The organism is Listeria monocytogenes, assembly GCF_900187225.1.
Classification (GTDB): domain Bacteria; phylum Bacillota; class Bacilli; order Lactobacillales; family Listeriaceae; genus Listeria; species Listeria monocytogenes.
On the sequence record NZ_LT906436.1, the window covers coordinates 1,357,730 to 1,376,835 of the forward strand.

Here is a 19,106-nt window from a genome sequence, read left to right on the forward strand (position 1 = left end):
TATCTTACTTATAATTAAAGTAAATTTCAAGTCATTTATTGATTTTTAAAGCAAATAGGAAGAATGTAGGTGGAAAAATGATGCTATCCAATGTAAAAAAATATTTTACCGAATTAATCCAAACTCCATCTGTCTCTGGGAAAGAAACAGCTATTTTAACGTATATAAAAAAACATCTAGCAAAATTAAACATTGAATATAGTTTGGATGAAGATTATGGTTTAATTGCGCGAATTCCTGCTACTAAAGAGAAATTTCCAACGATTTTTTTCTGTAGTCATGTGGATACGCATCCAAATGCGGCAACGCCAGTTTTTCAAATGGAGCAAGATGTATTTACGGCAGAGAAAGGCACTTCTTTAGGTGCGGATGATAAAGCAGCAGTAGCAGCTATGTTAGCGGCTATTGATTATTTTTGTGCAGAACGAACAGCTCATGGGGAGATTGAATTCATTTTCACGACGAAAGAAGAACTCGGCATGATTGGAATGCGTTTATTTCCGGAAGAAAAAATTACTGCAGCTTATGGATACTGTTTAGATGCACCAGGTGAAGTCGGAAATTATCAATTACAAGCAAATACGTTAGTCGCTTTAGAATTTACTATTGCAAGTTCTGAAGCTGCCCAAATGTCGCCGATTTCTATAGCGAGAATGGCGTTACATGCCACACGGCCAGGCAGAATTGACCGCGAAAACAAATGGGAAATTCAGTCGTTTTCTGGTGGAATAAATGATGAAAATCAACAAGATGCCCAATTAGAAGTTCTTTTTACATCAGCAGCAAGTTTCCGTAAGGCTCTCTTGCATATTCAGAGCATTAGAGAACGATTTGCGCAAACTTGCGAGAAATATGGTGCTATTTTGACGCATGATACAAAATTAATTTATGAAGGTTACCAAATTCGCTCTAAGCACCCACTAATGAATATTTTCCAAAAAGCCGCAAAAAAACAATCTTTGGAAACAAAAGAAATATTTTTAGAAGGCGGAACAGATGCAAATGTGTTGAATGAAAAAGGTATTCCGACCATGCTCTTATCAGCAGGATACGAAAATGCGCACACAGAGGAAGAAACAGTATCTATTGAGCAATTAGAAAAACTTACACAACTCATCATTGATTTAGCAGAATCCGCAAAAAACGAGAAAATTCTTCTCAGAAAACTAAATTAGTGAAAAAAAGTCAAATAATTCGGATTGATTCATTGTCCAAGAAGCAATTCTTTGATATAGTAAATGATGTTGATACTTTTATGTGTCATGTTGAAGTAAGACAGATTTTTCTGCCTTAATAAACCGGAAAGGAAGAAGTGCAAAATGGCAAAACAAGAAATTGGCGTTATAGGAATGGGCGTTATGGGTCGTAACTTGGCTCTAAACATTGAAAGCCGCGGTCATACAGTATCTATCTTTAACCGCTCGACTGAAAAAACGAAAGCAGTTATGGAAGAGAATGCGGACAAAAAATTAGTACCAACTTATAGTTTAGAGGAATTTGTCGAATCTCTTGAAGTGCCTCGCCGTATCCTTATTATGGTAAAAGCTGGCGATGCTACAGATATGATGATTGAAGCAGTTAAACCTTTCTTAAACGAAGGCGATATTTTAATTGATGGCGGTAATGCTTTCTTCAAAGATACGATTCGTCGTAATAAAGAACTAAGTGAAGAAGGATTTAATTTCATCGGAACTGGTGTATCAGGCGGAGAAGAGGGCGCGCTGAAAGGTCCTTCTATCATGCCAGGTGGTCAACGCAAGGCATATGACCTTGTAGCCCCTATTTTACGTGAAATTGCTGCAGTAGCAGACGGAGAGCCATGTGTGACTTACATTGGTCCAGACGGTGCCGGACATTACGTTAAAATGGTGCATAATGGTATCGAATACGGCGATATGCAATTAATCGCAGAAGCTTACACTATTTTGAAAGAAATCGGCGGATTAAGCCATGATGAACTTGCTGACGTATTTGAAGAATGGAATAACGGGGAACTTGATAGCTATTTAATCGAGATCACTAAAAACATCCTAAAAGTAAAAGACGAAGAAACAGGCAAACCAATTGTCGATGTTATTCTGGATAAAGCTGGTCAAAAAGGAACTGGTAAATGGACTAGCCAAAGCGCACTTGACTTAGGTGTTCCGCTTTCCTTAATTACAGAATCTGTATTTGCTCGTTACATTTCTGCACTCAAAGAAGAACGCGTTTATGCAAGTACTGTTTTAACTGGGCCATCGAATTATCGTTTTGAAGGCGACAAAAAAGCATTTGTTGAATCTGTTCGTCGCGCACTTTACTTTAGCAAAATCGCATCTTATGCACAAGGTTTTGCTCAAATGAGAGCTGCTAGCGAAGAGTACAATTGGGATTTACAATACGGCGAAATCGCGAAAATTTTCCGCGCTGGCTGTATTATCCGTGCTCGTTTCCTACAAAAAATTACAGATGCTTATAACCAAGATAAAAATCTTAAAAACTTACTACTTGATCCATATTTCAAAGATATTGCACATAACTACCAAGGCGACCTTCGTACAGTTGTTGCAGAAGCAGTAAAAGCTGGAATTCCAGTACCAACATTCACTGCGGCAATTAGCTACTACGATAGCTATCGTTCAGAAGTATTATCTGCAAATCTAATCCAAGCACAACGCGACTACTTTGGCGCTCATACGTATGAAAGAGTCGACAAACCTGGTGTATTCCATACAGAATGGCCACAAGTAGAAGATTGATGGAAGATAAGGCATCCACTTTAACGAGTGGGTGCCTTTTTTATGAGATTTGAATTAGTAAATCATGGTAAAGTGCTAAAAAAAAGTGAAAATATCTATTTATGCGCTGTTATTAGTTGTTTTTGAGCTAAAGTTCGTTACAATAGTAATAGGAATATAGTGTAATGACCGAAAGAGAGGGTTAGGCCAAATGAATAGAATACTAATCGTAGAAGATGAAAAAAACTTAGCACGCTTTATTGAACTAGAACTCCAGCATGAAAATTATGAAACAGCGGTTGCTAATGATGGACGCGCTGGACTCGAACTCGCACTTAATGAAGAATGGGATGCTATTTTACTCGATCTAATGTTGCCACATTTAAACGGGGTAGAAGTTTGTCGTCGTGTGCGCCAAGTGAAACAAACACCCATTATTATGATAACCGCACGTGACTCTGTTATCGATCGTGTATCCGGACTGGATCACGGAGCAGATGATTACATCGTCAAACCTTTCGCTATTGAAGAATTACTTGCGCGCCTTCGCTCGCTATTGCGTCGGGTGGAAAATGCAGAACAATCTGCTAAACAAACAACGCTACAGTATCGTAATCTAATTGTTGAAAAGGAAAATCGCATTGTCAAACGCGACGAAGAAATCATTGACTTAACAAAACGAGAGTATGAACTTTTACTTACGTTAATGGAAAATGTTAATATCGTTCTTACGCGGGAAGTGTTACTCAATAAAGTATGGGGTTATGAAACAGAAGTAGAAACAAATGTAGTGGATGTGTACGTTCGTTACTTACGAAATAAAATTGATCATCCTGACGAAGAAAGTTATATTCAAACAGTTCGCGGGACAGGGTATGTGATGCGTACATGACGACTAGCCCGTTTTCCTTAAAAAGTCGTTCTTTGAAATTCAAATGGACTTTTGGCGCTAGTGCAGCTATTTTTCTAACTTTTTTCTTATTTTCCTATGCCATTTACCAAGGAATTGGGCAAATGTTGTTAAATGAAGAAGAACCAGAAGTAAAAGAACTGCTTCTAGCAACAACGAGTACGTTAACGAATCAAGATTTGACCGATAATGAGGAAATTAAATATTTATTTAATAATGATAAAACCGTTAATCGCAAACTCCAAGATCAAGTGATTAATTTATATGATAAAGATGGCCATTTTATTAATAAGTATTATTTTTCAAGAAGTCAAGATATTACTAGCATTGACTTTTCACAGTATTTTGTTAGCGGTACAGATAAGTTTATTATGAATAAACCAACCATTGATGGGCAGAAGATGATGACGGCGCAAATGCCGATTGTAGCAGATGATAATACCACCGTTATCGGTTATGCACAGGTGGTAAATCCGCTCACTTCCTATAATCGGATGATGGACCGGCTTCTCGTTACGATGATTTTACTTGGGGCAGTGGCGCTCTTTATTAGTGGGATGCTCGGCTACTTACTAGCGCAAAATTTCTTAAACCCACTGACTCGTCTAGCTCGAACAATGAATGATATCCGAAAAAATGGTTTCCAAAAACGAATCGAAACGAAAACCAATTCCCGCGATGAAATTGGCGAATTGACCGTTGTTTTTAATGATATGATGACGCGAATTGAAACTAGTTTCGAACAGCAAAAGCAATTTGTTGAGGATGCTTCCCACGAATTACGGACGCCTGTTCAAATAATGGAAGGTCATTTAAAACTCCTCACTCGTTGGGGAAAAGATGATCCGGCTGTACTTGATGAATCCTTAAACGCCTCTTTAACGGAATTAGAACGTATGAAAAAATTAGTACAAGAAATGCTTGATTTATCAAGAGCGGAACAAATTTCACAAACAAAAGAATTACAAATTACCGATGTAAATGCAACAGTAGAACAAGTAAGACGTAATTTTGAAGTGATGTATGAAAATTTCACGTTTACCTTAAAAGAAGATGATACTGATTTACGAGCACTTATTCAACATAATCATTTAGAGCAGATTTTAATTATTATTATGGATAATGCCGTGAAGTATTCAGGTGACGGCACCGAAGTGGATATGCATGTCTATAAAGAACAAAAGCAAATCCATATTGATGTGCGTGATTACGGGGAAGGTATCTCACAAGAAGAGATTGATAAAATATTCAATCGTTTCTACCGTGTAGATAAAGCCAGAAGCCGCGAAAAAGGTGGTAATGGCCTCGGACTTGCGATTGCTAAACAATTAGTCGAAGGATATTTAGGAACGATTAATGCGGTTAGTGAGCCAGATAAAGGTACAACCATTAAAATTACACTTCCTTACATTGAACCAAAATCCAAATAAAAAACCGCAACCTTATGACGAGGTTGCGGTTTCTTTTATTTTTCTTTCTTTTGTTCTTCTACGATTTGCTCGAATTCTTTTTCTTCTTGTTCCATTACTTTAATTTCTGGGTGTTTATTCATATAAAGTTTTTTGGTTAATAAGGTTTGACCCGCTAAGAAGAGTCCGCCGACAGCCCAGTATAACGCTAGTGCAGAAGGGGCTGTGAAGGAAACGAATAAAATCATAATAGGAGACATTAAACCGATAATTTTCATTTGTTTCTTTTGTTCGGGCGAATAACCAATCATGGAAACAAAGTATTGTGCTAAGTAGACAAGTCCGGCGATAATTGCAAGCACCATATCCGGTGAGCCTAAGTTAAACCATAAAAATGTGTGGCTAGCAATTTCGGAAGATCCGCGAATAGCATAATAGAAAGCCATCAATATCGGCATTTGAATAAGCAACGGTAAACAACCCATTTGCATTGGATTGATATTATACTTGGAATAAACAGCCATCATTTCTTTTTGAATAGTTGCTTGTTCTTCTTTCGATGTAGCACGTTTTAACCGAGCTTGAATTTCATCAATTTCTGGTTTGGCAACGGCCATTTTGGATTGCATTCCCATTTGAGCTTTAGCAGTACGCAAGTTTAGTGGCATAATTAGTGCACGGATAAGTAACGTTGTAATAATAATCGCAATCCCGTAATTACCTCCAACAAACTTTGCAACGAACATAATAAAACTAGTAAATGGTTGGATCAAATAAGTGCTGAAAAACCCATCTGTATTTTGTGAAGGGTCCATACTACAACCTGTAAGTAATAGTAAAGCACCAAGTAAAACGCTAATTAAAATAATATTTTTCTTTTTCAATGTTTCATTTTCCTCCTAAATAGTAAAATAATCAATTCATACGTTGGAAAATGAAAAACTGTCTTCATCATCAGTAATGGCGCTACATTTCCGAGTTATAGCCAGCCAATTAATAACAAAATTAGGCGAGGTTCTATAAAAATGTGCTCGAAGTGAAATCTTTACTGGCTTTAAGCAGATAGCGTCAGCGGGTAGCACCATTTTCGGTTTTAATAATGTGATAGCCGACCAATAACTGAAAATCGTCAACATTAATAAAAACGTTACTGTGAGTGAAATGAATTCTGGTTCAAGTAAAATTTGCAAAATGGAAATCATGCCACGCAGTCGCTCCTTTCAAGGTTTTAGTACTCATTAACTATAATGCAAAAAGAGCTATAGCACAACTACTATTTTTGGAATTTTAGTAAACGATATCAAATGTTTTTCGTTCTTCTACAGGCGCACCTTTGTAAATATAAACGTGTTCGATACGACACCCAGGCGATGGGCCTTTTTTGATAGCATCAATGAATTTATTTAAGTTTTCTTCTTCAGCAATTGCATGAATTTCAACGGAACCATCATCTAAATTTTTGACTGTTCCACTAATGTCATATTTGTAAGCAACGTGTTTGGTTGTGTAACGAAATCCAACACCTTGCACAAATCCAGTCACTCTCAAAATCGCTGTATCTCTAGCCATAACGAAACCAACTCCTTTTATTTTTCCTTACCACTAGTGTATCTTTTTTTAGCGTTACTTTCAAAAATTTGCATTCCAGTATTTCAGGAAAGCTTATGCTATAATAAGTGTATTATATTTACTGTTGGGAGTTTTTGATATGACAAAATGGAATGTCTATCTAACTAAAGGAGAATACGAGCCTTGGTGGTTTTTCGAGGAATGGGAAACATCCATTCAAGAGGACTTCTCTTTTTCTGATAAAGAAGCCGCTTTTCTGAAGTACCAAGAATTAGCAGAAGCGTTACTGAGCAATTATCCTAAGCATCAAACAAAAAAAGATTGTTTGTTAGCAGCTTGGAATGAAGAAGAAGTAGAGTACTGCGAGGACTGTGAAGATGATATTCAAACATTTCATGGACTGATTTTGTTCTTTGAGGGGGAAGTGTATCAACCAACTCCCGAAGAGAAAGAGACGATTTTTAAACGAGTTTTAACCTTTGCTTGAGGCGAAAAGAAATTTGGAGGATTAACACATGCAGAAGAACGATGACTTATTAAGAGAACGTCGAAAAGACGAACACGTGGCTCTTGGAGTAAAACAAAATGAGCAATTAGCGCCCTCGAGTCTAAAAGATATTCAGTTGATTGGGACATCTATCCCGCGCTATAATGTGAAAGATATTGATTTAACAACTACTATTTTCGGAAAAAACGTTCCTTTTCCATTTTATATTAATGCTATGACAGGCGGAAGTCGGCATACGAAAAAAATCAATGCCGAACTTGCTGAAATAGCACGCGAAGTAGCTATCCCAATGGCCGTTGGTTCACAGTCTGCAGCTCTAAAAAACAGTTCGCTAATAGATACGTATAACATTGTTAGAGAAATCAATCCAAATGGAATGATTCTAGCAAATGTTAGTCCGGAAGTAGCCATTCAAGATGGGCTTCAAGCAATCGAAATGTTAGAGGCAAATGCACTTCAAATTCATATTAACCCAGCACAAGAATTAGTAATGCAAGAAGGTGACCGGTCTTTCAGTCATTGGCTAACTAGAATAGAAGAGTATGTCAAGCTTTCACCAGTTCCCATTGTAGTAAAAGAAGTTGGTTTCGGAATGACGCGAGAAACAGTAAAAACGCTAGCTGATATCGGCGTTCAAACCGTAGATTTGGCTGGTAAAGGTGGAACAAACTTTGCCCAAATTGAAAATGACCGCCGCCGCGACCAAGCATATGATTTCTTACTTGATTGGGGTATTTCTACCGGACAAGCGTTAATAGATATGCAGCACAGCGATGCGCCAAAGATTGCTTATTTAGCATCAGGTGGTATTAGGAACCCGTTGGATATTGTCAAAGCATTAGCGCTCGGAGCAGATAGTGTAGGTATGGCAGGACAAATTATTTATTCGCTGAAAAAAGAAGGCGTCACCAAAACCATCGAAAAATTGGAGTTATGGAAAGAACAACTACGTGGTTTATTTGTTCTAGCTAATGCGAAAAATATTGCGGAATTGAAAACAACTCCATTAATTGTAAGTGGCGAACTTGCTAAATGGGGAACGTTGCGAGAAATCAATTTAGTCAAACTAGCTAATAGAAAATAAAAACCAGCTGCTATTCATTTAGCAAAGCTGGTTTTTTTATTTATTGAACCATTTCTGGTGAAGATTCATTAATTGCTTGAAGGCGTTCAGTGAATTCTTCTTTAGATAAATTTTTCGTATAAAGATTTGCTGGATGAACACGACAATCATGCGAACAACTACGCAAATACTTTTTCTCATTTTCGACAGAAGCCAGGATTTGCTTATTGCAATACGGGTTAGCACAATTGATGTAACGTTCGCAAGGCGTGCCGTCAAAGTAATCTTTCCCAACAATAGTAGGGTTTACTTGGTTAATCGGAACCGCAATTCTTTCATCAAAAACATACATTTGGCCGTCCCAAAGTTCCCCTTTGGTTTCTTCGTTTTTACCATAAGTCGCAATCCCGCCATGAAGTTGACTTACATCATCAAAACCAGCAGTTTTTAACCAACCGGAAAATTTCTCACAACGAATACCACCAGTACAGTAAGTGACGATTTTTTTATCAGCAAGTTGCTCGCGATTATCTTCAATCCATCCTGGTAGCTCACGGAAATTTTGAATATCTGGACGAACAGCGCCGCGGAAATGACCAATATCAAATTCATAATCATTTCGAGCGTCTAAAATAACTGTATCTTCATCCAACAGTGCTTCACGAAACTCAGAAGGTTCTAAATAAGTCCCTGTAACTTCTAAAGGATTAACATCTTGTTCTAAACTTAAACTAACAATTTCAGCACGAGGCCGTACATGCATTTTCTTAAAAGCATGAGCATCAGCCGCGTCAATTTTAAATACCATATCAGCGAAGCGAGCGTCGTTTGCCATATAATCCATATATTTGTTTGTTGCTTCTACTGTACCCGAAACGGTGCCATTAATCCCCTCAGTAGCCACCAAAATTCGGCCTTTCAATTCCATTTCTTTGCAAGCTGCAAGATGCTCTTTTGCAAAAGTTTCTGGATCATCAATCGTTGTGTATTTGTAATATAACAACACTTGATAGTCACTCATAATCTTATCACCCTTCAAAATGTATTTCATGTGCAAGAATAATTCTCCACAAGTTTGCGCATTAATACTATACTATAGCAAATTAAGACTGGCAAGTAACCGAACTGTAAAATAAATGCTTCTTATTGTTAACTATATGTACAAGTGCAAAACAGCTATGGTATACTTATTAAATATGAAGCGAAAATTTTGTTGATGAAAGCTATTACTGTTTTCATTGCCTAAAATAAAGAATGAAGTAAGGATTGGGCGTGAGCTATGTGCAAATAAATGAATCGTTTATGGAAGAACTAGCTTTAAAAAAAGTAAAACAAGAACGTAGGAAAAGGTTGAAATGGTTTGTTTATAAATTTTTAATGATTACCTTTGGTGCTATTTTAATGGGGGTTGGGCTGGAACTTTTCCTTGTAAACAATCGGATTTTAGATGGTGGGGTCGTTGGTATATCGATTATTATTTCGCAACTAACACCGCTACCTTTAGGGGTTTTAACCTTTGTGCTTAATATTCCATTTTTCATCATAGGTTACCGAAAAATCGGAAAAGTATTTGCGCTGTTTACATTGTACGGAATTGCAGTCATGTCGATTGTAACGCTCGTTTTACATGATATGGATCCCGTGACAGATGATTTACTGCTTGCAACTGTTTTTGGAGGAATGACGCTTGGTCTTGGAGTAGGACTTGTTATTCGTAATGGTGGGGCGCTTGATGGCACCGAGATAATTTCTATTATCATCAACGGACGGACGCCATTTTCAACGGGACAAATTATTATGTTTATTAATATTGTCATTTTTATCGTTGCTGGACTTGTGTTCAACTGGGACCGAGCGATGTATTCCTTGATTACTTATTTCCTAGCATATAAAGTAATTGATATTGTTATTCAAGGTGTAGATGAATCGAAAAGTGCTTTTATTATCAGTCGCTATTACGAGGAAATTGGGGCAGAAATTATGGAACAACTTGGAAAAGGTGTCACATACTTAGATGCAACGGGTGGATATTCCGGTGATGTAAGAAAAGTAGTTTTCGTTATCGTCTCTAGATTTGAAGAAGTAAAAGTGAAAGCTATTCTGGATGAAATAGATCCAGATGCCTTCTTAGCTGTCGGGGGAAGTATGTCGGAAGTACGCGGCGGAAAGCTGATGAACACGAAAACACCGCACCTATAACAAAGCAGAAACCATATATCTCCTACTTGGGATATGTGGTTTTTTGACGAAAGGAAACATTTGTTTGTATAATAGGGCTATAGTATGAGCGACAGAACGGATAGATGTGATATAATAAAACAAGCAAAAAAAGGAATGGGTGGGACTTGAAATGGCGACACAAAAGAAAAAAACGAGCGGACGTAAAAAATCGTCAACACGTTCAAAAAAGAAACAATCAGCCTCTTTTCGTTTAGAAATAACGGGGGTTATTTTAATAGCAATAGGAGTTATCGGACTTTTACAATTAGGCTTTGTCGGTCGAGGTTTTTTTGCCCTGGCTGAGATGTTTGTTGGGCTTTTAAGCTATGTATTACTTGCGGGTAGCGTGATACTTGGCGGCTACATGGTAATTAGAAGGAAAATGCCACATTTATTTAGCAAACGATTAGTCGGTATTTATCTAATTGTTTTAGGCTTTTTAACATATATACATATGTATTTTATTATCCATAACTTAGGGGCAAATGCGTCCGTAGTTTCTAGTACGTGGAAATTAGTTCTAGAAAATTTATTTAGACCAAATCAGGTCGGTTTTGTTGGCGGAGGAATGATTGGAGCTGCAATTACTTCCATCACGTATTTCTTATTAGATCGCTTAGGAACAAATCTGATTGCTGTTCTACTTATTATCTATGGTTTTTCCCTTGTATCTGGTATTTCCATCCGTCAATTTTTCTCCAAAATTGCCGAATTTGTTCGTTACTTATTTACGAAAGGCAAAGTTGCGACCGAAAAAGGGAAAGAAGTAAAAGCGAAACGAGATAAAAAGAAAGCTGAGAAGATTGTTGATGTTGAGCCAGATGAAGTAATCGATGTAATAGAACCTTTGCAAGAAGAAAAAACACCACCAATCATTTCCAACTTTAGCTCCAAAGTAGAGCAAGAAAAAGCACCAGTAGAAGAAAAAATATCGCAAAAAGAGCAAGATTTAGAAATGTTTCAGCAAGAATCTTTCGAAAATGAAATTTATCAATTGCCACCAGTAGATATTTTAGCGCCTGCCAAAGTAACTGATCAAAGTAAAGAGTATGACCAAATTAAAGTAAATGCAAAAAAATTAGAAGATACTTTTGAGAGCTTTGGTGTAAAGGCCAAAATCACCCAGGTCCATCTTGGTCCAGCAGTGACTAAATATGAAGTACAACCATCTGTCGGTGTTAAAGTGAGCAAGATTGTTTCGCTCAGTGATGATATAGCACTTGCTTTAGCAGCAAAAGATATTCGAATTGAAGCGCCAATTCCAGGGAAATCAGCTATTGGTATTGAAGTGGCGAACCAAAATGTAGCAATGGTATCCTTACGTGAAGTGTTAGAAAACAATCCAAAAAATAATCCAGACGAGAAGCTCCAAATAGCACTTGGTCGTGATATTTCTGGAGAAGCAATGATGGCTAATTTGGATAAAATGCCACATTTACTAGTAGCGGGTGCAACTGGAAGCGGGAAGTCTGTGTGTATCAATGGTATTATTACGAGCATTTTACTCCGTGCCAAACCCCATGAAGTGAAAATGATGATGATTGACCCAAAAATGGTAGAGCTAAATGTCTATAATGGTATCCCACATTTGCTCGCACCAGTTGTAACCAATCCTAAAAAAGCAGCCCAAGCATTGCAAAAAGTAGTTGCGGAAATGGAGCGACGTTATGATTTGTTTTCACATACGGGTACTCGTAATATGCAAGGCTACAATGATTATGTGAAAAAACATAACGAACTGAACGAAGAAAAACAACCTGAATTACCATTTATCGTTGTGATTGTAGATGAGTTAGCTGACCTAATGATGGTAGCTTCCAATGACGTAGAAGATGCGATAACCCGCCTTGCTCAAATGGCACGTGCAGCAGGAATACATTTGATTATTGCAACACAACGCCCATCAGTTGATGTAATTACCGGCGTAATTAAAGCGAATATCCCGTCTCGAATTGCTTTTGCCGTTTCAAGTTCCATTGATTCAAGAACGATTCTTGATATGGGCGGGGCAGAGAAGTTACTTGGACGCGGTGATATGCTGCTACTTCCAGTTGGCTCTAGTAAACCTACTCGAATTCAAGGAGCCTTTTTATCTGATGCGGAAGTAGAAGATGTAGTTAATTACGTTATTTCGCAACAAAAAGCACAATATAGCGAAGAAATGATTCCTGATGATATTCCAGAAGTCGAAGGAGAAGTGACAGATGAGTTGTATCACGAAGCAGTAGAACTTGTTGTAGAAATGCAGACAGCATCCGTTTCGATGTTGCAAAGAAAATTCCGTATTGGCTATAACCGTGCAGCCAGATTAATTGATGAAATGGAACAAAGAGGTGTAGTTGGACCTCACGAGGGAAGTAAACCGAGAAGAGTAAATGTCGAAGTTAGTCCTGAGCATGAATAAAAAAGGTTGCGATTAAAAATCGCAACCTTTTTTTATGAGAGTAATTCTCGCTTTTGTGCTTGAATTTCTTTTTCACTAGAAGCATATTTGTTTTGTGTTCGGTCAAGGAGTTCGTCAAAAAAATTTGGTAACTGCGCTTTGCTAAGCTCCACGCCTTCTGCAGTGGTACCATCTTTTGTTGCAACACGTTGAATTAAGCCGCTAAATGTATAGTCTTCTTCCACTAAAAGTTTAGAAGTTCCTGCTAAAGCAAAATTAATCATTTGAAATACTTCCGCATCTGATAATGAAGATCTTCTGAGAGCAGCCTCTACAAATTGCTCGAAAATAGCAGCAATAATTCCAGGAGAGGAGCTAGTTAAATCACTAGCGATATCCATATTTTCTTCCCGGATAGTCATTACATGACCAAAATGCTCAAATGTAGTTTCTAACCAAGAAGTGTTAGTTTGGTTCACTGTCTCAGCGTGAGCAATCAAAGTAGTTCCAACATTAACAGCAGTTGTGAGAGAAGGGATTAATTTACTTACCTGTAAACCTGGAGTGATTTCAATAATATCTGAAGTACTCACACCAGCTGCAATAGATACCACATGACGATCAGGTGTCAATACCGCAGCACAATCTTTCATAAGTGGTAAAACTGCGAGAGGTAACTTACAAACAAAGCTATGATCTGCTTTTGTGAAAATCTCGGCTTCATTATCAGCTAACTCAGCTGTTGGATATTTAGTATAAAATTGGTTGAAATGCTCGTTTTTTGAATTGGAATAAAGGATGATTTCTTCGGGAGTTGCAACCTCAGTTTCAATTATTTTAGTCGCAATTAACGAAGCCATACTTCCAAAACCGATAAAACCTATTTTTGCCATTTTCATCCCGCCTTTCATTATTCATTTTATTATGAAGGGGATAAAAGAGGATTGCAACTAAACTTGATTGTTTACTTTTTCACGTTAATGCGCTCGTGCCTAAGGATTATCAAAAAAACGAATGATTCCGACAGAATTAAATTTTCTGAATTCATTTGCATTAAAAATTTATGAAGTTGGTTATTTATTTATTTTATTTTCCATGTTATATTAAGAACAGTTGGAGAAGACGTTAAATGTTTTTGTGCGTTTTCCGAAAAAGGGACCATACATAATTTTCTAATACGCGCCTGAATGTTTGTTTTGACAGATAGCTCTAACTAACATTATATCTCTCGGGAGGGGTTTTAAGGTGAAAAAGCGTACATTTGCTTTAGCACTATCAATGATTATTGCTTCTGGCGTTATCCTAGGTGCTTGTGGTTCGAGCAGCGACGATAAAAAAAGTAGCGATGATAAGAGCAGTAAAGATTTTACAGTAGCAATGGTTACAGATACTGGTGGCGTTGATGACCGTTCGTTTAACCAATCAGCATGGGAAGGCTTACAAAAATTTGGTAAAGCTAACGACATGGAAAAAGGTACAGATGGTTACAACTACTTGCAATCAGCTTCTGAAGCAGACTACAAAACAAACTTAAACACTGCTGTTCGTAGCGATTATGATTTAATTTATGGAATTGGTTACAAACTGAAAGATGCAATTGAAGAAGTTTCTAAACAAAAACCTAAAAATCAATTCGCTATTGTTGATGACACAATTGATGACCGTGATAATGTAGTAAGTATTGGATTTAAAGATAACGATGGTTCTTATCTAGTTGGTGTTGTAGCTGGCTTAACAACAAAAACAAATAAAGTTGGATTTGTTGGTGGAGTAAAAGGAACTGTTATCGACCGTTTTGAAGCTGGTTTCACTGCTGGTGTAAAAGCTGTTAATCCTAATGCACAAATTGATGTACAATATGCAAACGATTTCGCTAAAGCAGACAAAGGACAACAAATCGCTTCTTCCATGTATTCAAGTGGAGTTGACGTAATTTTCCATGCTGCTGGTGGTACTGGTAACGGTGTCTTTGCAGAAGCTAAAAACCTGAAGAAAAAAGATCCTAGCCGTGCTGTTTGGGTAATCGGTGTTGACCGTGACCAATGGGACGAAGGAAAAGTTACAGCAAACGATGGCAAAGATTACAATGTAACTCTTACATCTGAAATCAAACGCGTTGATATCGCTGTAGAAGACCTTGCAACTCGTGCTAAAGCTGGAGATTTCCCAGGCGGAACTAAAATTGAATACGGTCTTGATAAAGATGCTGTAGGGCTTTCTGAACATCAAGATAATATTTCTAAAGACGTTCTTGCTAAAGTAGAAGAGTACAAACAAAAAATCGTTGATGGGGACATTAAAGTTCCAGAAAAACCTTGATTTTATAGTTATAAAAACTGAGTAATATGAACGAAGTAAAACCTTTTATGAAAGTCGGTATTATATGTGCCGGCTTTCATAAAAAAATAATTTGTAAGCGTTTTAATTTGATAGGTAAACCCTTTTACTAAAAGAAAATAATCGGTATATTGGAATTTATGATTGCAATGAATGCCATTTAGAAATAAAATAAGGAGATGGCTTTTTTAATAGCTTAAAAATGCAAGGCAAACTTTCGTACATAGATGGTATAATAAAACGTGTTTTTACAACATACCAAAGCATTTAAGCGAGGAAGTCATTGAACAACAAACGGATAAAAAACTCGGAACCTTCTTCGGGAGGAAGTACGGGGAGAGGCGGCGTCCTTCGAGAGAATCGCGCGTGTGGCTGTTTTTCCAGTTTGAACCAGACGACAAGGGGAGTGAAGAAGTGGACTTTGTTATTGAAATGTTAGGAATCAGGAAGGAATTCTCTGGATTTGTAGCAAATGATAACATTACCTTACAGTTAAAGCAGGGAGAAATTCATGCTTTGTTAGGTGAGAATGGCGCAGGTAAATCTACGCTAATGAATGTCTTGTTTGGTTTATATGAACCAGATGGTGGCGAAATTCGTGTTCGTGGTACAAAAGAAAATATCAATAGCCCGAACAAAGCAAATGAGCTTGGAATCGGAATGGTCCATCAGCATTTCATGTTAGTGGATAAATTCACGGTTGCAGAAAACATCATCCTTGGTAAAGAGCCAAGCAAACTCGGTGTTATCGAAAAGAAAAAAGCGATTGAAGAAATTAAAGAAATTTCTGACCGTTACGGCTTGCGAGTAGATCCAAATGCGATTGTACGTGATATCTCAATCGGTATGCAACAACGTGTGGAAATTCTAAAAACACTATACCGTGGCGCAGATATCTTAATTTTTGATGAACCAACAGCTGTTTTGACACCCCAAGAAATCAAAGAATTGATCCAAATTATGCGTTCCCTTATCAAAGAAGGCAAATCTATCATTTTGATTACACATAAGCTGAAAGAAATCATGGATGTTTGTGATCGTGTAACTGTTATCCGTCGCGGTAAAGGTATGGGTACTGTTAACGTTCCAGAAACAACTCCACAAGATTTGGCTAATTTGATGGTTGGTCGTGAAGTTGTCTTTACTACAGAGAAAATAGATGCCAACCCTGGCAAAGATGTTTTAGAAGTAAAAGATTTAGTTGTAAAAGAAAGCCGCGGAGTTGAAAGTGTTCGAGGGCTTAATTTGACTGTCAGAGCTGGCGAAATCGTCGGAATAGCTGGAGTCGATGGTAATGGTCAAAGTGAACTTATTTCAGCAATTGCAGGCCTTTCTAAAGTAACTAGTGGTAGCATTCTTCTTAATGGCGAGCATATCGAAAACAAAAAACCTCGTAAAATTACGGAAGCTGGTTTAGGACATATTCCAGAAGACCGTCATAAACATGGTTTAGTACTCGAAATGTCCCTAGGAGAAAATATTGCTTTACAAACATATTATAAAAAACCTATTTCTAGCAAAGGTTTCTTAAATCATAAAGCAATGTACGACTTTGCGCGTGAGTTAATTGAAGAATATGATGTTCGTGCAAGTAGCGAATACGTAGCAGCAAAATCACTTTCTGGTGGTAACCAACAAAAAGCGATTATTGCAAGGGAGATACACCGTAATCCAGATTTCTTAATTGCGGCTCAACCGACACGTGGACTAGATGTTGGTGCAATTGAATTCATTCACAGACGCTTGATTGAACAACGAGATAACGGAAAAGCTGTATTACTTATGTCGTTCGAATTAGATGAAATCATGAATGTGAGTGATCGTATAGCGGTTATTTACGAAGGGAAAATCGTTGCTATTGTTGACCCGAAAGAAACAACGGAGCAAGAACTTGGTCTGATGATGGCTGGTTCATCCAAACAGGAAGCGGAAATGGGGGAGAAAGAGCATGTCTAAACGACTACAAGCATTAGTTATCCCAGTTACAGCCGTTATCCTTGGACTTATCTGCGGTGCGATTATCATGCTTATTTTTGGATATGACCCAATTGCAGGTTATTCAGCACTTATAGAAGGTGTTATTGGCGAAAATTTCTATATAGGTGAAACAATTCGTCAAGCTACGCCATACATTTTAGTTGGTCTATCAGTTGCAGTTGCATTTAAAGCCGGACTTTTCAATATTGGTGCGGAAGGTCAAATGCTGATGGGGTGGTTAGGTTCCATTATCATCGCTGTAAACTTTGATGGTTTAACAAAATGGATTCATTTACCACTTGCAATTATTACTGGTATGGTATTTGGTGCACTTTGGGCATTCATCCCAGGTATTTTAAAAGCAACTTTACGTGTGAATGAAGTTATCGTAACAATCATGCTTAATTATACGGCACTTTATATTTTCAACTATGTCGTACAAAATTTACTTACAGATGGTTTGGATAAAACGCAAGAAATTCATGCGTCTGCGTCTTTACAATCCGAATTATTACAATCACTTACAGATTATTCATCGCTACATTGGGGAATATTGATAGCCCTAGGTTTTGCACTTATTATTTGGTTAATGTTAAACAAAACTACTTTTGGTTACGAAATCGAAGCAGTTGGATTTAACGAAAATGCATCGCAATATGCCGGTATGAGTGTAAAGAAAACAATTATCTTCTCCATGGTTATTGCCGGAGCGCTTGCTGGTCTAGGTGGCGTAATGGAAGGTCTTGGAACATACGGAACGGCTTATGTTTTAACTTCTTCTCCAGGGATTGGTTTTGACGGTATCGCCGTTGCATTACTCGGAGGAAGTTCTCCAATTGGGATTGTCTTCTCTGCCATCTTGTTCGGTGCTCTAAAAGTAGGAGCGCTAAACATGCCAGCAGTTGCGGGTGTTCCAAACGAATTAGTCAATGTAATTATCGCTCTGATTATCTTCTTTGTGGCATCCAGCTACATTATCCGCTGGGCGATGGCAAAATTTAAGAAGGGGGCGAAAGCAGAATGACAGCCATTTTAGCGACAATTGTTTCTAGTACACTGCTTATGGCAGGCCCACTAATTTTTACTGCTCTCGGGGGCGTTTATTCAGAACGAGGCGGTGTGGTCAATATTGGACTAGAAGGTATGATGGTTATGGGGGCATTCTCGGCTATCGTCTTCAACCTTACTTTCCAAGATACTTTTGGCAATTTAACTCCTTGGATATCACTTATCGCGGCGATGGTCGTCGGGGGATTATTCTCTCTTGTACACGCCGTTGCAACTATTAATTTCCGCGCTGACCACGTAATCAGTGGTGTAGCGATTAACTTTTTAGCAACTGGTCTATCTTTATTCCTTGTAAAAGTAATTTACGATAAAGGCCAAACAGATCAAATTAAGTACTACTTTGGTAAACCGGATATTCCTGTTTTGAGTGATATTCCAGTCATTGGTGATATTTTCTTCAAAAACATTCCGGTCATGAGTTATGTGGCGATTATTTTCGCTATCGTTTCTTGGTTTATTATTTATAAAACACGCTTTGGTCTTCGTCTTCGTTCTGTAGGGGAACATCCTCTTGCAGCGGATACAATGGGAATCAAAGTTCGTTGGATGAGATACCAAGGTGTTATCATTTCTGGTATTCTTGGTGGCCTAGGTGGCGCGGTTTACGCCCAATCCTTTACACTTGATTTCGGACATGCAACTATTTCCGGTCAAGGTTATATGGCCCTTGCAGCAATGATCTTTGGTAAATGGAATCCGCTTGGAGCGATGGGAGCAGCGATTTTCTTCGGTTTTGCGCAATGTTTGGCAATTACCGGCGGATCTCTACCATTCTTCAAAGATATTCCAGACGTTTACTTACAAATTGCGCCTTATGTATTAACAATCCTTGCGCTTGTTGGCTTTATCGGTAAATCCGAAGCGCCAAAAGCAGATGGTGTGAACTACATTAAAGGTAAATAATATGAGCAAACAGTCTAGATTAAATTCTAGGCTGTTTTTTTA

General features: G+C 37.8%; 17 protein-coding genes. 12 read left to right on the forward strand and 5 right to left on the reverse strand.

Features of this window, described 5'->3' with window-relative positions; all coding sequences use genetic code 11:
- Positions 1-77: 77 nt before the first annotated feature.
- From CKV70_RS06980 to CKV70_RS06995, 4 genes are all read left to right on the forward strand, one after another.
- Complete coding sequence (locus tag CKV70_RS06980; RefSeq protein ID WP_010990107.1) at positions 78-1,175, forward strand: M20/M25/M40 family metallo-hydrolase; 1,098 nt, start codon at positions 78-80, stop codon at positions 1,173-1,175.
- A 144-nt stretch (positions 1,176-1,319) separates the two neighbouring features.
- Positions 1,320-2,738, forward strand: a complete 1,419-nt coding sequence (gndA, locus tag CKV70_RS06985) for an NADP-dependent phosphogluconate dehydrogenase (RefSeq protein WP_003722503.1) — start codon at positions 1,320-1,322, stop codon at positions 2,736-2,738.
- Positions 2,739-2,928: 190 nt separating this feature from the next.
- Positions 2,929-3,609 (forward strand): response regulator transcription factor, encoded by a 681-nt coding sequence (locus CKV70_RS06990; protein ID WP_003719652.1) that lies wholly within the window; start codon positions 2,929-2,931, stop codon positions 3,607-3,609.
- Entirely contained in the window at positions 3,606-5,057 is a 1,452-nt protein-coding gene (locus CKV70_RS06995) for a HAMP domain-containing sensor histidine kinase (RefSeq protein WP_003727467.1), read from the forward strand. Before CKV70_RS06990 ends, CKV70_RS06995 begins: the two co-directional genes overlap by 4 nt.
- Before the next feature lie 35 nt (positions 5,058-5,092).
- On the opposite strand, the gene CKV70_RS07000 is transcribed toward CKV70_RS06995, so the two are convergent.
- The 3 genes from CKV70_RS07000 to CKV70_RS07010 all read right to left on the reverse strand — a co-directional run bounded on the left by CKV70_RS07000 (position 5,093) and on the right by CKV70_RS07010 (position 6,605).
- A complete protein-coding gene (locus CKV70_RS07000; RefSeq protein ID WP_003722505.1) occupies positions 5,093-5,920 on the reverse strand; it encodes a membrane protein insertase YidC in 828 nt (275 codons plus the stop codon).
- Positions 5,921-5,956: 36 nt separating this feature from the next.
- The gene (locus CKV70_RS07005; RefSeq protein WP_003722506.1) at positions 5,957-6,238 is read right to left on the reverse strand and encodes a hypothetical protein; all 282 of its coding nucleotides are present in this window, start codon (positions 6,236-6,238) and stop codon (positions 5,957-5,959) included.
- An 85-nt stretch (positions 6,239-6,323) separates the two neighbouring features.
- Complete coding sequence (locus CKV70_RS07010; protein WP_003722507.1) at positions 6,324-6,605, reverse strand: acylphosphatase; 282 nt, start codon at positions 6,603-6,605, stop codon at positions 6,324-6,326.
- A 139-nt stretch (positions 6,606-6,744) separates the two neighbouring features.
- Between CKV70_RS07010 and CKV70_RS07015 the strand changes: the two genes are divergently transcribed.
- Both CKV70_RS07015 and fni read left to right on the forward strand, forming a co-directional pair.
- Positions 6,745-7,092, forward strand: coding sequence for a DUF1033 family protein (locus CKV70_RS07015; RefSeq protein WP_003722508.1), 348 nt, complete (start codon positions 6,745-6,747; stop codon positions 7,090-7,092).
- 28 nt (positions 7,093-7,120) lie between these two features.
- Positions 7,121-8,197, forward strand: a complete 1,077-nt coding sequence (gene fni, locus CKV70_RS07020) for a type 2 isopentenyl-diphosphate Delta-isomerase (protein ID WP_003722509.1) — start codon at positions 7,121-7,123, stop codon at positions 8,195-8,197.
- Positions 8,198-8,237: 40 nt separating this feature from the next.
- On the opposite strand, the gene CKV70_RS07025 is transcribed toward fni, so the two are convergent.
- A complete protein-coding gene (locus tag CKV70_RS07025) occupies positions 8,238-9,197 on the reverse strand; it encodes an oxygen-dependent tRNA uridine(34) hydroxylase TrhO (RefSeq protein WP_014600814.1) in 960 nt (319 codons plus the stop codon).
- 251 nt (positions 9,198-9,448) lie between these two features.
- Between CKV70_RS07025 and CKV70_RS07030 the strand changes: the two genes are divergently transcribed.
- On the forward strand, positions 9,449-10,375 hold the full coding sequence (locus tag CKV70_RS07030; protein ID WP_003727465.1) for a YitT family protein: 927 nt from the start codon (positions 9,449-9,451) through the stop codon (positions 10,373-10,375).
- A 151-nt stretch (positions 10,376-10,526) separates the two neighbouring features.
- Positions 10,527-12,800 carry an FtsK/SpoIIIE family DNA translocase gene (locus CKV70_RS07035; RefSeq protein ID WP_010990110.1) on the forward strand — a complete coding sequence of 758 codons (2,274 nt, stop codon included), beginning with the start codon at positions 10,527-10,529 and terminating at the stop codon, positions 12,798-12,800.
- Between the two features lie 32 nt (positions 12,801-12,832).
- Here the strand turns inward: CKV70_RS07035 and proG are convergent, their stop codons facing one another.
- Complete coding sequence (gene proG / locus CKV70_RS07040) at positions 12,833-13,672, reverse strand: pyrroline-5-carboxylate reductase ProG (protein WP_003722513.1); 840 nt, start codon at positions 13,670-13,672, stop codon at positions 12,833-12,835.
- Between the two features lie 352 nt (positions 13,673-14,024).
- On the opposite strand from proG, the gene CKV70_RS07045 reads away from it, so the two are divergent.
- The 4 genes from CKV70_RS07045 (at position 14,025) to CKV70_RS07060 (ending at position 19,064) form a co-directional block, all read left to right on the forward strand.
- On the forward strand, positions 14,025-15,098 hold the full coding sequence (locus tag CKV70_RS07045) for a BMP family lipoprotein (RefSeq protein ID WP_003722514.1): 1,074 nt from the start codon (positions 14,025-14,027) through the stop codon (positions 15,096-15,098).
- Between the two features lie 432 nt (positions 15,099-15,530).
- Positions 15,531-17,072: an ABC transporter ATP-binding protein gene (locus tag CKV70_RS07050; protein ID WP_003732280.1), complete on the forward strand. Its 1,542-nt coding sequence runs from the start codon at positions 15,531-15,533 to the stop codon at positions 17,070-17,072.
- Complete coding sequence (locus tag CKV70_RS07055; protein ID WP_003723915.1) at positions 17,065-18,117, forward strand: ABC transporter permease; 1,053 nt, start codon at positions 17,065-17,067, stop codon at positions 18,115-18,117. Before CKV70_RS07050 ends, CKV70_RS07055 begins: the two co-directional genes overlap by 8 nt.
- Positions 18,114-19,064 (forward strand): ABC transporter permease, encoded by a 951-nt coding sequence (locus CKV70_RS07060; protein WP_003723916.1) that lies wholly within the window; start codon positions 18,114-18,116, stop codon positions 19,062-19,064. The genes CKV70_RS07055 and CKV70_RS07060 overlap by 4 nt, the downstream gene beginning before the upstream one ends.
- The last annotated feature ends 42 nt before the right edge of the window (positions 19,065-19,106 follow it).

Excerpts from the sequence above, each read along its gene's own strand:
- CKV70_RS06980 (WP_010990107.1), top strand. The coding sequence starts at position 78 with ATGATGCTATCCAATGTAAAAAAATATTTTACCGAATTAATCCAAACT.
- gndA (WP_003722503.1), top strand. The coding sequence starts at position 1,320 with ATGGCAAAACAAGAAATTGGCGTTATAGGAATGGGCGTTATGGGTCGT.
- CKV70_RS06990 (WP_003719652.1), top strand. The coding sequence starts at position 2,929 with ATGAATAGAATACTAATCGTAGAAGATGAAAAAAACTTAGCACGCTTT.
- CKV70_RS06995 (WP_003727467.1), top strand. The coding sequence starts at position 3,606 with ATGACGACTAGCCCGTTTTCCTTAAAAAGTCGTTCTTTGAAATTCAAA.
- CKV70_RS07005 (WP_003722506.1), bottom strand. The coding sequence starts at position 6,238 with ATGATTTCCATTTTGCAAATTTTACTTGAACCAGAATTCATTTCACTC.
- CKV70_RS07010 (WP_003722507.1), bottom strand. The coding sequence starts at position 6,605 with ATGGCTAGAGATACAGCGATTTTGAGAGTGACTGGATTTGTGCAAGGT.
- CKV70_RS07015 (WP_003722508.1), top strand. The coding sequence starts at position 6,745 with ATGACAAAATGGAATGTCTATCTAACTAAAGGAGAATACGAGCCTTGG.
- fni (WP_003722509.1), top strand. The coding sequence starts at position 7,121 with ATGCAGAAGAACGATGACTTATTAAGAGAACGTCGAAAAGACGAACAC.
- CKV70_RS07025 (WP_014600814.1), bottom strand. The coding sequence starts at position 9,197 with ATGAGTGACTATCAAGTGTTGTTATATTACAAATACACAACGATTGAT.
- CKV70_RS07035 (WP_010990110.1), top strand. The coding sequence starts at position 10,527 with ATGGCGACACAAAAGAAAAAAACGAGCGGACGTAAAAAATCGTCAACA.
- proG (WP_003722513.1), bottom strand. The coding sequence starts at position 13,672 with ATGGCAAAAATAGGTTTTATCGGTTTTGGAAGTATGGCTTCGTTAATT.
- CKV70_RS07055 (WP_003723915.1), top strand. The coding sequence starts at position 17,065 with ATGTCTAAACGACTACAAGCATTAGTTATCCCAGTTACAGCCGTTATC.
- CKV70_RS07060 (WP_003723916.1), top strand. The coding sequence starts at position 18,114 with ATGACAGCCATTTTAGCGACAATTGTTTCTAGTACACTGCTTATGGCA.